General features: G+C 55.2%; 11 protein-coding genes. 7 read left to right on the top strand and 4 right to left on the bottom strand.

The genetic code is table 11. The features are described 5' to 3' along the window. Positions 1-68: 68 nt before the first annotated feature. Positions 69-671, top strand: a complete 603-nt coding sequence (locus HMPREF2804_RS09360; protein WP_239664715.1) for a hypothetical protein — start codon at positions 69-71, stop codon at positions 669-671. Positions 672-747: 76 nt separating this feature from the next. Beyond that, a complete protein-coding gene (locus HMPREF2804_RS09355; protein WP_048752420.1) occupies positions 748-1,152 on the top strand; it encodes a hypothetical protein in 405 nt (134 codons plus the stop codon). A gap of 181 nt (positions 1,153-1,333) precedes the next feature. On the opposite strand, the gene HMPREF2804_RS09350 is transcribed toward HMPREF2804_RS09355, so the two are convergent. Further along, positions 1,334-2,215 (bottom strand): EamA family transporter, encoded by an 882-nt coding sequence (locus HMPREF2804_RS09350; protein WP_048754620.1) that lies wholly within the window; start codon positions 2,213-2,215, stop codon positions 1,334-1,336. 103 nt (positions 2,216-2,318) lie between these two features. Between HMPREF2804_RS09350 and HMPREF2804_RS09345 the strand changes: the two genes are divergently transcribed. Further along, on the top strand, positions 2,319-2,846 hold the full coding sequence (locus HMPREF2804_RS09345; protein WP_048754619.1) for a MarR family winged helix-turn-helix transcriptional regulator: 528 nt from the start codon (positions 2,319-2,321) through the stop codon (positions 2,844-2,846). A 771-nt stretch (positions 2,847-3,617) separates the two neighbouring features. Further along, positions 3,618-4,238, top strand: a complete 621-nt coding sequence (locus tag HMPREF2804_RS09335) for an FMN-dependent NADH-azoreductase (protein WP_070628093.1) — start codon at positions 3,618-3,620, stop codon at positions 4,236-4,238. A gap of 156 nt (positions 4,239-4,394) precedes the next feature. On the opposite strand, the gene HMPREF2804_RS10825 is transcribed toward HMPREF2804_RS09335, so the two are convergent. After that, a complete protein-coding gene (locus HMPREF2804_RS10825) occupies positions 4,395-4,523 on the bottom strand; it encodes a cell division protein FtsL (RefSeq protein WP_083308374.1) in 129 nt (42 codons plus the stop codon). Between the two features lie 402 nt (positions 4,524-4,925). Between HMPREF2804_RS10825 and HMPREF2804_RS09330 the strand changes: the two genes are divergently transcribed. Together HMPREF2804_RS09330 and HMPREF2804_RS09325 are read left to right on the top strand one after the other, a co-directional pair. Further along, the gene (locus tag HMPREF2804_RS09330) at positions 4,926-6,527 is read left to right on the top strand and encodes an MATE family efflux transporter (RefSeq protein WP_070628091.1); all 1,602 of its coding nucleotides are present in this window, start codon (positions 4,926-4,928) and stop codon (positions 6,525-6,527) included. A gap of 488 nt (positions 6,528-7,015) precedes the next feature. Continuing rightward, positions 7,016-8,476 (top strand): MATE family efflux transporter, encoded by a 1,461-nt coding sequence (locus tag HMPREF2804_RS09325; RefSeq protein WP_070628089.1) that lies wholly within the window; start codon positions 7,016-7,018, stop codon positions 8,474-8,476. Positions 8,477-8,516: 40 nt separating this feature from the next. Here the strand turns inward: HMPREF2804_RS09325 and nadE are convergent, their stop codons facing one another. Then, positions 8,517-9,347: an ammonia-dependent NAD(+) synthetase gene (gene nadE / locus HMPREF2804_RS09320; protein WP_048754615.1), complete on the bottom strand. Its 831-nt coding sequence runs from the start codon at positions 9,345-9,347 to the stop codon at positions 8,517-8,519. A 250-nt stretch (positions 9,348-9,597) separates the two neighbouring features. On the opposite strand from nadE, the gene HMPREF2804_RS09315 reads away from it, so the two are divergent. Further along, positions 9,598-10,068 (top strand): DUF4870 domain-containing protein, encoded by a 471-nt coding sequence (locus HMPREF2804_RS09315; protein ID WP_070628087.1) that lies wholly within the window; start codon positions 9,598-9,600, stop codon positions 10,066-10,068. Positions 10,069-10,406: 338 nt separating this feature from the next. On the opposite strand, the gene HMPREF2804_RS09310 is transcribed toward HMPREF2804_RS09315, so the two are convergent. After that, positions 10,407-13,973 (bottom strand): S8 family peptidase, encoded by a 3,567-nt coding sequence (locus HMPREF2804_RS09310; RefSeq protein ID WP_070628085.1) that lies wholly within the window; start codon positions 13,971-13,973, stop codon positions 10,407-10,409. Positions 13,974-13,993: the final 20 nt, after the last annotated feature.

Genomic DNA, 13,993 nt, shown 5'->3' with positions numbered 1-13,993 from the left:
TGGAATATTAAGGATGCTCCCGGGGGTTTATGCGGAATTTTAGGGTGCTGCACGGTATTCTGGTACACGTGAGCACGAAACCCTCGGCATCGACCCCGCCCCCGAGCGGAAAAGTTCCGCGCGCTGTTGGTACCGCGCAAGGGCGCGCATCGTTAATGCTGCACGCGCTGATATACCTTATCTTTGGGATTATCACCGTTTTTGTGCAGACCCCTGATAATGTCTTCACCAAAATACTTTTGGGCCTCTGGATGCTCGCACTCGGCACCTCACATGCGCTCACGGCCCGCAGGATGCACTACGGACCCGCGACAAGCGCATCGCTCAGTTCGGCGGCGCTCGTGCAGGCGGCATCCGGGGCTTTGCTCGTGATAATACCGGATACCCTTGCTCTTATTATTCTGGTGGTATGCGCCGGTTCGGGCCTGCCGGGACTGATTAAGCTGCTCTTGGGGATGCGCTACCGTAGTGCGGTGGCTGTGTGGCGCGACTGGGTGCTGGAAGGGGGCGTGCTTCTTGCAATTGCTTTGATTCTGCCGTTTGTGGGGGAGATCGGGGCGAAAGCGACCCTGGGAGTTCCCGGCGGCGGGGCGCTGATTATCGGCGTTTTTCTGCTGGTGGGTTCTCTGGGACCGAGCGAGAAAGCGGGCGCTGACCGAACAAAACCCTAGTTCACAATCGCCCAGGTTTTAGAGGTGTACTGCAACGGCGCGTACACTGGTTAGACACACACAAGAGGAGGAACGAGTGGCTGAAGAACGCCCCCGCGGATTTAAAGCGCAGGTGAAAGGTCCCCTGCTGGTTGCCGCTGCTCTGGCTGTAGCGGCTTTCTTCGCCGTATTTATTTTTGCAACCGGCGGCACCCGCAACCACCCCAACCTTGTGTTGGCCTTAGGTGTGGCGGGCGCGGTTTTTGTGGTCACCCTCGTAGTGTGTGCAACCCTGATCTTAGCGGAACGCCCGAACGACCCTTCACTGGGGCAGGGTACGGGTATCAATAAATCCTCGGCAAAGCTTTACGAGCAGGCGAAGGCCAAGCGTGAGGCGGCGGAGCGTGAAAAAGCCCGTGCTGAGAGGAATTCACAGACGGCTGGAACCAAAGAGACAACAGCTGGGAATAACGCTGAGCCCCCTAAGACGACTGACAGCTAATCGGCGCGCTGGGGCGGTATGCTAAGCTGGTTCTATCTTTATGAGTTATACGCCTTATGGCGAGAGGAGCTGGTAGCGCTAACTGCCAACTCCTCTCTGCGGGTAGAACAATTACCTTAGGCTCTTGGTGCTTTATGCGCATCAAGAGCCTTTTTATGTCGTGTGTGGGGCCGCAAGAAAACTATTTTGTGTGGGAAAGAGTCGCTTTTCGAGCGCCCATCATCGCGCGCTGTACTCCGAGGATGGAGGCAATCACCAGCACGAAGCCAAGCATCGAAAGCGGCGTCATGCTTTGCCCCAAGAAAATCCAGCCGAGAATAAACGCGGTCACCGGGCTGAGCGGTCCTAGGGACGCAATGACCGCGGGCGGCAGTTTCGAGAGCCCATGAAAATACAGGCAGTAGGCGAGCGCTGTGCCCACCAGGCAGAGGAAGGCGTATCCGCCGATATTTGCGGCGGTGAGCGGTGGCAGCGGTTCCTCGGTCAGTAGGGCGATGGGTAGCAGGAATATTCCGCCCACGAGCAGCTGCCATCCTGTCATGGCGAGAGTCGAGAGAGACGATGTGCCCATGGAGGTGAAGAAAATACCGCACGCCATGGCGACAGCCCCGGTGAGTGCCGCGAGAATGCCGATCACATCGAAGGTGGTGCTGGGGGATGCGACCAGCAGAATAATGCCGATAATGCCCATAAGTGCGGCCAGCCACGCCGATGCGGGAGTCGCTTTCTTGGCAACCGTTCGGGTGAGGACGAGGACGAAAATAGTTTGTGTTGAGCTGAGAATCGCCGCCAGTCCGCCGGGCAGGCGGTATGCAGAGACGAACAGCATCGCCTGAAATAGGCCGATATTGAGGATGCCGAGAAGAATAATTCGGCCCAGCTCTTTCTTGTGCGGGAACTCTCGGGTGATGAGCAGTAGCAGCAACCCTGCTGGCAGCACACGGATCAGCGCGGCGGTGAAGGGGCGGTTGGGCGGCAGAAATTCGGAGGTGATGAGGTAGGTTGATCCCCAAACCATGGGGACGAACGCCGTGATGATCAGCAGAGGAAGACGGTTTTTCATAGTTCTTCGCAGTCGGATAGATGCCTTGAGTTCAAGATAAATCCTAATCACTTTTTGTCTTGAAAGCAAGATAAAATAGTAGTGAGTCGATTTTAGGAGGAATATGTCGAGCGCCCGTTCCCGCAGTAACCGCCCCGATGCCGTGGATATTATTATCGATCAGTGGAAACGTGAACTCCCCGAGTTGGCTTCTGAACATATGGCTCTGATCGGGCGTCTTAAGCGATGCTCCATCCTACTCGCGCCGCGTCTTGACGAGGTTTTTGCTGCCTATGATCTCAGTAATGGCGCCTTTGACGTGCTGGCGACGTTACGCCGCGCGGGTGCGCCCTATATTCTGACCCCGACCGAGCTTTTTGCATCGCTCATGGTTACTTCAGGCACTATGACAACCCGCCTGCAGAATGTGCAGAAGCGGGGGTGGGTTGAGCGCATCCCCAACCCGGACGATGCCCGCAGTATGCTCGTGAAGCTAACGGGCGCCGGGCGCGAACTGGTGGAAAAAGTCGTCTTCGAACACGTGGACAATGAGCGGCGTATTCTGGAAAAGCTGCCTGCTGAGACGCGCCGTCAGCTGGATGCGGGCCTCGCCGAGCTGATGCGGGTGCTGGAAAACGCGAAGAAGAGCTGAAGGAAAAGCTGGCATAAACAGATATATGACGCCTTATCAGTGAGGATTTACGCGGGTTCCTTACAGAAGAACAGTCTTCGACCGATATTGTGCGTGCCGAAGGAACTATGGATCCAAATATTGGTCCAGACGTCGCTGTTGAGCGTGCCTGCGCCGAGCTTGAGAAAAACTGCCCGAGTTCCTTACCTAAGAACCCAAGAACCGCTGGGTAGAAAGAACACTAAGAAGCCGATGGTGCTGAGACGGTGTGCTAAGCTGGAATCATATTTGCAAACTGGATGCCTGTTATGGGCAAGAGGAGCCGGTAGCGCCAACTACCAGCCCCTCTCTGTGAGTAGGGTATTACCTCAGGCTCTTAATCCAAGCTGAGATAAAGCCTACAATATGTGAAACGGCTTGAGCCGATCCATCAATCAGAATGTAGTTGATGAGGATCGCTTGAGCCGTTTCTACTATCTCGTAGAACAGCATTCCTACTCACCCCCTCTCTACCCCGAGAGTCATCACGGAATATAAATTTGCAAACTGTGCCGGTGACTCATTCCGGGAAGAGGGCACTCATAACTTTACCGCATGCTTTACATACAAATTTATATCCGTTGCTAAAAATGCTACGTATATAAATCCCTGAAAATATGCTTGATAAAGAGCTCCGGTGTGCTGCATATGCATCCGATGATTGATGTGCAGAGTTTCCCTAACTTAAGATGTATATAGGGTGTCAGATCATATAAATTTTGTGTTCCCGTTCATCAATCACCAGGAGGCCCCATGCAGACCCTTATCATTAACGCCCACCCGGATCCCCAGAATAAAACTGCGTATTGCACCAACCGCCTCGTTGATTGCCTGACCGAGAAACTGCCGGATGCAACCGTGCTGAACCTCTACAATGAGGATATTCCCGAACTTACTGCCGAAACCCTGCCGCTTTACGGGTCGGTATATGATGAAAAATCGTCCCTGAGTAAGCGGGAACAGCAGATTCTTGCGCGCCGTGCTGAACTCATTGAACAGTTTAAAGCGGCCGACCGGGTGATTATCGCCATGCCCATGCACAATTTCACGGTGACTTCGCGCCTGAAAGACTACCTGGATAACATTATTATGGGAGGGCAGACTTTCCAGTTTAGCGAGAATGGTCCGCAGGGTCTCATGGGCGGGCATAAGGCGTTGCTCGTGCAGTCAAGCGGCTCCGTATACAGCACCGGTCCGCTGGCACCGTTGGAGCAGTCGTACCCCTTCCTACGGACCGTGTTTGGGATGCTCGGGTTCGATTCGACTGATATTGTGCGTGCCGAAGGCACCATGGATCCACATATTGGCCCAGATGTCGCTGTTGAGCGTGCCTGCGCCGAGCTTGAACAAAAACTGCCCGAGTTCCTTGACTAGGAACCCAAGAACCGCTGGGTATAAGGAACACTAAGAAGCCCGATGGTGCTGAGGCGGTGTGCTAAGCTGGAATCATATTTGCAACTGTTATTAGCCCTTCAAGGGCAAGAGGGGTCGATAGCGCTAACTACCAACCCCTCTCTAGTCAGGCAGATGCTACCTCAGTCGCTTAAGGAATACTGAGATAGCTTCTACGACATTAGAAACGGCTTGAGCCGATCCATCAATCAGAATGTAGTTGATGAGGATCGCTTGAGCCGTTTCTACTATCTCGTAGAATGACATCTGTCTCACCGCCTCTCCGCCCCGAGAGTCATCACGGAATGTATATTTGCAACCTGTGCCGGTGACTCATTCCGGGAAGAGGGCACTAATAACTTTACCGCAGACTTTACGCAGAAAATGTGCCCCTTTGAAAGCGTTAGCGTATAAAAAGGCTCTTTATGTGAATAAAGCGTTGAAAAACTCTCTTTATTCACATAAAGAGCCTTTTTGCGTGGGAGATTAGAGAGGGAAGCAGGGGAGAGGGTCGGGAGGAAAAGCAGTGGGAGGAAGGGCTTACTTCTCAACAGGAAACGGGTACAATAGAGTCCCCTGCCCGCATCCGGCATGTAGCGCCGACCGATATTACCTGAGCCATGCCGCCCCAGAGACGGGCGCACTCCACAGACCAAGAAACGCATCTTTATGACACATAAACCTAAACACGCCCTGCCCGAAAATACCGGCGCGGCAGACAAACCCAACACTGCAGCAAAACTTGGCACAGTAGCGCCGTCCGAGGCGAACCCGCCCGTCACCGGTGCAGTTCCGGCGGTGACAGGCACCGTACCCTCCACCACTGGTGCCATCCCGGCTGTGCCCACACCTGATACAGGCCCCGGGATGCCCAATATGGACGATCCCAAAAACATATACCTGCTCAAAGATGCCCCCGTTTTCAAGGCGCTTCTTTCCCTGGGTATCCCCATGGCAGCAGGGCTGGCGATCACCAGCATTTACAACGTCATTAACTCCTACTTTGTGGGGCACTACGGCACCGTCGAAGAGCTCGCCGCCACCGGATATGGCGTACCTGTTTTCGGTATCATCATGGCGATCGCGGGTGTGTTCGGTTTGGGCTCATCAACCCTGGCGTCGCGTCTGCTGGGCGAAGGAAATGAGACACGTATTCGCAATGTGACCTCATTCGCCTTGTACTCTGCGCTCGCCTGTGGCATGGTGGTCGCCATTGCCGGGTTCCTGTTCGCAGACCCGATTACCGGCCTGATGGGCGCCTCCGGAGCATCCTTTGAACCGACCAAAACCTTCGTGCACCTGCTCTTTTTGGGTGCGCCGTTTTCGGTCGGCATGTTTACCCTGGAACAGCTGGTGCGTTCCGAAGGTTACGCCAAACAATCCATGTACGGCATTATCTGGGGCGTCGTCATCAACTCAATTTTCGATGTTCTGCTGATTGCGGTTCTCGGCTGGGGTATCGCCGGTGCCGGTTGGGCGATGCTCGCCGCAAACGCCGCATCCATGGTGTACTACCTGCAGTTCCTTATTCGCAAGAGCCCCAACTTCTCCTGGAAACCCGGCGATTTTGTGATCGCCGGCGACATTATTAAACCCGTGTTCGCCGTGGGTGCCGCCGAACTGATTCAGAGTGCAAACCTGACCGTTTCCGCGCTGGTGCTCAACAATATTGCGGCAGGATACGGTGACGATTCTGTGGCCGCCTTTGGGCTGGCGATGCGCCTGAACATGGTACCTGAAATGCTGTGTATGGGTATTTGCATGGGAGGTATTCCGCTCTTCGCCTATGCCTACGGTGCTCGCAATCGAGACCGCGTGCGTTCGACCCTGAAAACCGCCGCAATGGTATCGGTGGCAACCTCCATTATCTTCACCACCCCCGTTTTGATATTCCGTCGCCAGCTTCTTGAGCTCGTGGGCGACTCCTCGTTGGTCGCCACCGGCGAGAAAGTACTGGTCGCGCTCATGCTTGCCGCCGTGTTCAACGCCGTGAGCATCGTGTTCGTCTCGTGGTTCCAGGCCGCCGGTAAAGGCTTGCCCGCCACGCTCATGACCCTGGGCATTGCCCTGCTTTTCTTCCCCGCAGTCATCTTCGGCAATATGTGGTTCGGCTTCGACGGCCTCACCTGGGCGTTCCCCTTCACCCAGATTTCGGCGTGCGTACTGGGCGTGATCCTGTTCTTCGCAACCGGCGGTACTAAGGTTAAGGATGCGCCCGCATCGGGCACCCCCGAGCACGGCGTGACCGAGATTAAGGTTGAGTCTGAGTAGCGGGTCTACACTTTCTGTCATTCGCACCCGTGAAAACGCTCTGACCTGAGTGTATGCCTGAAGCGTTATATAGCGGTGACCCCTGGAAACAGAGTTTCACCACTGTATAACGCTTTTGGTATATATCGGGCAAAGCAGCTTGAAATAATATGCTCAAAACCGCATATAAGGTTCTGCCGTGCAGTGCAGTATCAGAAGTTATTCCGTCATGGAACGACCTGCATATGCCCCACACGGGCGCAGCCGTGTATGATAAGCGAGGCGGCAGCCCCGCATTCAGGGAGAGCCAACCGGTTATATGCGTTTACCGGCATATAAGGAAAAACTTGCGGTATTGGTGCCATGTGAGGTTATTGCATGGCACATATATATGCCGCAGAATTATTCCAGACTGGGTATATACCCTTGTCAGGCTTATATGCCTATACTCCATGCGTTCGCACGCCGTCGCTATGTTCACCGACCATTACCCTATAAGGAGGTACACCGTGCCCCAAGCCGAGCATCTCGGTGTACCCGAAACACAGGTTGCCGGGGAGGCCGCATCGACGGCGAGTGCAGACGAGCTTTCCCGCGAAGTTCTTCATCAAAACAACCTGAGTGAAGACTCCCGAAACATTTACTTCCTCAAAGACGCCCCGGTGATGCGCGCGCTGCTTGCCCTGGGTATCCCTATGGCAACCGGGCTGGCGATCACCGCCATTTACAATGTGGTGAATTCCTATTTTGTGGGGCACTTTGGCACGGTTGAAGACCTTGCCGCGCTTATCTTCGGGTTCCCGGTGGTAGGCGTCATTACCGCGCTGGCGGGACTTTTCGGGGTGGGCGCATCCACCCTCACGGCACGATTGCTGGGTGAAGGCAACACCGCCCGCATTCCCGCAGTTACCTCTTTCGCCGTCTATGCTTCTCTGATCTTCGGTGTAGGGCTGGCGGTAGCGGGGATTTTCTTCGTCGATCCGCTCACTCGGCTGATGGGTGCCGGTGGTGCCACCTATGAACCGACTCACTGGTTCGTGACCGTGCTGTTCCTTGGCGCCCCGCCCTGGATGTGTATGTTTACCCTGGAACAGCTGGTGCGTGCCGAAGGCTATGCCAAACAATCCATGTATGGCCTGCTGTGGGGAGTACTCGCCAACCTCGTGCTGGATGTGCTGCTCATCGGCGTTTTACGCATGGGCGCGGCGGGCTCTGGCTGGGCTCTCATGGGGACAAACGTCGCCTGCATTATTTATTACATGCTGTTTTTGACCGCGAAGAGCAAGAATTTTTCGTGGTCGCTCAAGGATTTCACGCTCTCTGCCGACGTGCTTAAACCCGTGCTCTCTGTAGGGTCCTCGCAAATGGTATCGAGTCTTTTCCTCGTTGTCTCGGCCCTGGTGCTCAATAACCTGGCGGTTAAATACGGCGATGCGGCGGTCGCCTCCTTCGGCGTTTCGATCCGTCTGATTATGGTTCCACAAACTCTGTGTACAGGTATCTGCATGGGCAGTATTCCACTTTTTGCTTATACCTACGGTGCGGGGAACCGGGAGCGTCTGCGTGCCGCACTCAAGGTCGCGGTGCTGCTCTCAGTCGGAACCTCGGCGATATTCTCGATTCCGGTCTGGGCGTTCCGCGACTGGGCGCTGTATCTTGCGGGCGGACCCAGCATCATCACGACGGGGGACCAGGTACTCACCGCTTTGCTTTTCTCAACCGTTTTCTATGCGTTAGTGATGTTGCTTGTCGCCTGGTTCCAAGCCTGCGGTAAAGGCGTGGCGGCGGTAGTTTTGACCGCGAGCGTGGGCGTTTTCTTTTTCATCACGGTCTTCGCGGGCGATACACTTTTTGGATTTACCGGGCTCACCTGGGCTTTCCCCGTCACGCAGATGGGGTCGTGCGCGCTCGGGGTGGCGCTGTTTTGGGCGAGCGGGCGCACGCGTATCCGGCGGTGTGAAAAAGCGTAAGCACAGAATAAGCCGCCGGGCAACGAGCCTCACCCAAGGTTTACTTCCACCACGTATCGGCGATGCCCACTGGAACCGTGCGTTTATGCCTACTGCGCAGGTAGATGTTCTCTAGCTTTTCGGCGACGGCGGGGTCAATTTCTTTACCCTCCAGGTAGTCGTCGATCTGCGGGTAGGTGATGCCGAGTTCGTCCTCGTCGGTGCGCCCGGGGATACCGTCAAGCAGGTCGGCTGTCGGCGGCTTAGCCCACAGCCGTTCGGATGCGCCCAGAACCCTCAGAAGCAGCTGATTCTGCCGCTTATTCAGTCCAGAGAGCGGCAGTATATCTGCCCCTCCGTCGCCGAACTTCGTGAAGAAACCGGTCACGGATTCCGCTGCGTGGTCGGTTCCGACGACCAGCAGGGACGGGTCGCCAGCGAGCGCATACTGGGCGATCATGCGGGCACGCGCCTTAATATTTCCCTTGTTGAAGTCGCTGATGGGCGTGCCCACGGCAGCCGTGTAGGCGGTGTTGAAGCCATCGACCGCATCCGCAATATTGAAGGTGACGGTACGGTCGGGGGCGATGAATTCGAGGGCTTTTTGCGCGTCTTCTTCGTCTACCTGCGTTTTATAGGGCAGGCGTACCGCCATGAACTGCGCTTGGTATCCTTCGGCGTTGAGTTTTTCGCTGGCGAGTTGGCAGAGCCTGCCTGCCAGTGTGGAATCGATGCCGCCGCTAATGCCGAGCACGAATCCGTGGGTGCCGGTTGCTTTTGCATAGTCGCAGAGGAATTGTGCGCGCCGGGTTATCTCATCGCGGGCCTGCGCCTCGGTCATGTTGGGGCGTACACCCATTTCAGCCACTATTTTTTCCTGAAGTTCACGCATACTTCTAGTGTACGCGGGCGCCGTTTTGCTGAGGGAACGAAAGTTAATGCAGCTAATCTAAAAGATTAGCCGAATCTTTTGCTATAAAGAGCTAATTTACTGTTGTTTTTAGTCTAGAAATACTACAAAGTGTCGCGGTGTATAAAACAGGCGGAACTATTTGCATTTTTGTTAGCCTTGGATAGGTTCGCCTAATATTCGGTGAACCCCACACATCGCACTGATAGACCTCGAATGAAAGTACACTATCATGAGCCAACAGAACTTTGACCCCAATCAATATGGCCAACAGCCCGCACAGGGTATGCCTCAGCCGGTGTCGGGACAGGCGCCGGATGCGCAGGGCAAGGCAACGTTCGCGCATATATCCATTCTGCTTACTTGGATCGCCACGCTTATTATGTGGTCGATCTATAAGGATAAGCCCGGATACGAGGTTGTTAAACGTGCCGCAGCGCGTGCCTTCAACGTCTCGATTACCATTTCGATTGCAACGATTGTGGGTATGATCATTCCCCTTATTTTGGCAGTAGTTGCTGTAGCTGGGAAAAGCAGTGGACTTGCGGTTGTAGCCCTTATTCTCATGGTGGTTGTGGCAATCGTTGTTGGTATATGGGGGATTGCTGCTTTCGTATGCCACATTATTGGCGCGGTGAAGGCCAATGCGGGAGAGACGGATTATAAGTACCCGCTGCCCGCCTTGAAGATCTTGAAAGATTAGTAAGACCTAGAGCATAGACTTTCAGAGTCGATAACAATACCCTCGCAGTGAAAAGCCTCTTAATAAACCTAGAGCTTTCTACTGCGGGGGTATTGTTTCATCGTTCGGGATAACCTGTCGTGGTGAAACCGATGTGCTAGAGACCCGCCAAAACTTCACGCATAGGCACGGACAAGGCTTTATATCAGTATCGGAATATAAGAATATGCTCTCGATTCCCTCACTGCCGGAGGAACCGAGAGCATATTCGTGATCGGTTATATACCGTGTGGACTATATACCAGAATCGGTATACAGCCAGGTCAGCGTGCTAACGCATAGTTGGCAGGTTCTGCACGCTATTTCGGCAAAGACGTATCTGTCTTTGGAGATTCCGTGGGTTCTGAGGGGCCCGGCAGCGAACTATCTTTCGGAGACTCTGTAGGCTCTGACGGACTCGGCAGACTGCTCTGCTGCTGCTCGCTCAGCGGAACCACCTGGGCGCGTTCACCGGCAGCTCCGTTCTGACCGCTCAAATCTCCGGTACCGTTGTGCAGGTGCAGGAAGAGTGCCGAAGGCTTCTCGCCCTCAACGCGGTGCACCTTCATCTCGCCGCCGTTACGGTCAGCAAAGAGCCCCGGAACACCTGCGCTCTCACCCTCGAACCATACCTTCGGTGCGAACGGGTTGAAAGAGATCTTCTCGGTGGCATCAACATAGTCGCCGCCAGCCTTCGCATTGCTCCACGTGTTCGTCGAAACCGCATAGTCAATGCTCGAAGCCGAGTCAGCTGTCAAACCCAGATCCTTGAGCGGCACACCCAGCACCATCACGTTTGTATCCATGATGTTCGTATCGGTATCGCCCCAAGCGCCATTAAGCGGGTACCGATTGGTTATTTCCCAGGTATCCCCATTCGCCTTCCACACCTTCACGAGTGGGTAATCCAGACCCTTTTCGGGCCCCACCTCAAGGTTGTAGTCGGGCTTACCGTCACGGTTGGTATCGAGCGTTACTTGAAGCTGACGTCCCGGGTGCATGGAATCCCAAATACCCCAGGTCGAAATACCGAAGTAGATCTTACCGTCGTTCGGATTCTGCCCGGCTGCCTTGAGCGCCGGAGCGTCCGAAGCGGCACCTACATACTGCAGATCCATGCTCTGACTTGAGGGAAGATCCAAATTCTCGGTGGGGATGCGCGGGCTCGCAGCCCCCAGCTCGAAGGCTCCCATCATGGACCGGTAGCCGCCCTGGTTCACATCCTGCCCGGCGAGTTTGACGGTGGTTTCGGTGGCTTTACCATTCTCAAACTGAATCTCAGAGCCTTGAACCTTCATCGTAGAGATAGGCTTCGGCGCCGCATGAACGGGCAGGCGTATAAGCTCCTCCCAATCGTCCTGGTTCGCGTCCTTAAGGAGTATGCGGCCGGAGACGCTCGCAATATACTGACGTTTGCCCGAGATAATAGGCTGGTACTGCCCATCAGTATAGGCCATGGCAGTTTGCTCTTTCTCCAGGGTGGGATCCATGGTCTTTTCCAGGAAGGGGGTGTAAGTCGAGAAGGTGATAGGAACTTTGACGGTCTCACCCGGTTCTACGGTCACCAGGGGCGGTACTTCGGGACCTGAACCAGGGATTTCGGGACCATTCTGGTACGAAAGCTCGTAGGTGTGAGCCACCGAATCCATATTCCGCACGACAATATTGCGGGTTACGGTATGGTCTTCGCCATCGAGAGGATATTCGAGAACGCCGAATGATAGGGAAACCCGTTCGGGAGTTTCCTCATTGTAGACCAGAACCTTCGCGTTAACCGCCTTCTTGGCGTTCACGAAGCCAGACCCCACACGATCAACAGCATATTTATATCCTGAATTGTTGGTGACATTGGTGTCTGCGCTGTTCATGATCGCAGCCTTCACCATAGCCGGGGTATAGTCTGGATGCGCCTGCATCACCTGCGCGGCAATGCCGGAGACATGCGGTGCCGCCATTGAGGTTCCGGTGTTGTAAACCCCTTCGGTGCCCTGGCCGACTGACGCCGAAAAAATATCAACTCCCGGCGCAGCAACATCGGGTTTGATGAATCCTTCGGTGCCGTGCTGTCCGCGAGAACTCATAGAATTGAGGCCGAATTCGAGCCTGGTAGGAATATGCGTTGCCTTCTTATAAGCCTCATTCGCTTCAACCTTGAAAGTTCCGGCCTCCACGTAGGGTTTTATGTCTGCGGCGAAGGCGGTGTTAATGCGGAACCCGGGGATCGTGGCGTTACCGCCAAACCCTTGTTGGGCAGGATAGTCCTTGAGGACGAGCAGCACGCCCGTGCCACCCGCCTGGGCAACATGATCGAAACGTTCGGCGGAGGAACAGTTGACCTTGTAGGTGTAGTCTACTTCCCAGTCGAGCATCACCCATTTACCCTTGATCTTTTCAGCCTCTTCCGGGGTGAAGGGTTTACAGCCGTCACGGTTGCGTTCGGGCGCGAGGGTGACATAGCCGGTGCGTTTATCGGCAGGTGCCTTATCGAGGGGGAAATTGAGCGAATAGTCACCATCAATAAACTTAAAGTCCCTAAAGATGCCGTCAATAAAATCAAGGGGAATTCCGTTTTCGGGGCTGACAATTTTGAGCTGATCAGACACGCTCATGGTGCCGTTAGCATTGGCAACCGAAATGCTGGATGCGGCGTTGGCGGGGCTGCCCGAATCCGAGTAGGTATCACCCACGCCGTTGAACTCATTAGCGTTACCCGCCGCCGTGACGGTGAGAATACCTTGCTGCGCGAGGGCATCCACCATAGCGGAGTCAGGGTCATCAGCCGGAGAAAATTCGCTGCCGAGGGACAGGTTGATGATATTGGCGCGATCCGAGAAGTCGCCGTCCTCATTGGGGTCTAGAGCGCGGTCGAGCCCCTGCATCACCACGTTTGAGCTGCCCTGGCACCCGAACACGCGGATGCTCAGCAGCTGCGCCTCGGGGGCGGAACCGGGACCAATCTTCATGTTCTTGAGATCGTTTTCGGTGAGTTTGGAGTAGTCGCCGCGGAAGGTACTGCCGTCGGCATTCACCCCGTACCCCGCCGCGGTACCCGCCACGTGGGTGCCGTGCCCGCCGGTTCCATACCCTTCAGGACGGCAGTCGAGCGGATTATTATCGGGCTTAGGGGTCGAACCCGCGTCGAGAGCGTTGTAGTCATCCCCCACAAGGTCGATACCGCCAACCACTTTGGACCGGTCGATAAGCCCTGAATCGGCATCGGGCAGGTCCGTCAGAGTCTTGGCCTTTTCGTAAGCCTCTTTCGTGCCGGGACCGCCAAAGTCGGTATGGGTGTAGTCAATCCCGGAATCGACTACAGCGATCTTGACGCCCTTACCGGTGTACCCGGTGCTTTCGGCCCAAGCCTGCACGGCCTTAGAATCTATATCGCTATAAGCATTCATGCTCTTTTTCGCCACAATGGGGGTGATGCGCTCGACATCATCCCGCGCGGCGAGAGAACGGATTTTCTCGGCATCTCCGTGCAGGGCTGCGCCGCGCATCGTATTGTGCACGGTATAACGTATTTCTGCACCGGAATCCTGAGCCGCTTGGCGAGCCTGATTCTCGACCTGCTCCTTGATAGAGGTGGCCTCACCCTGCTTCTTAACGGGTTCCTGTTTATTGTGCAGAACCTCGTCGGGCTGGGTCTGCTCGTAGGCACCCTGACCCTTGAACTTAACGAAGACGAGCACATCTCCCTCCGCCTTTTTCATGGTGGGGGAGAGAGCATCTGAACTCTGCGGTGTGGGGGTTGCGAGGTACTGCCCGTTTTCGTTAATACCGCCCGGGTTTATGTCTGCGCTGGCAGGCGTGCCAAGCGCCAACAGAATACTTGTCGCGGCGGCAAGGCAGCCTAAGGCGCCTCGTCTGCGATGATTCGGAGGCATATCATACTCCTTGATCCTTT

This window comes from Rothia sp. HMSC065G12 (assembly GCF_001811455.1).
In the GTDB taxonomy this organism is placed as follows: Bacteria; Actinomycetota; Actinomycetes; order Actinomycetales; family Micrococcaceae; genus Rothia; species Rothia dentocariosa.
Note: the sequence above shows the minus strand (reverse complement) of the source record. Positions and strands in the feature narration are given on the sequence as shown.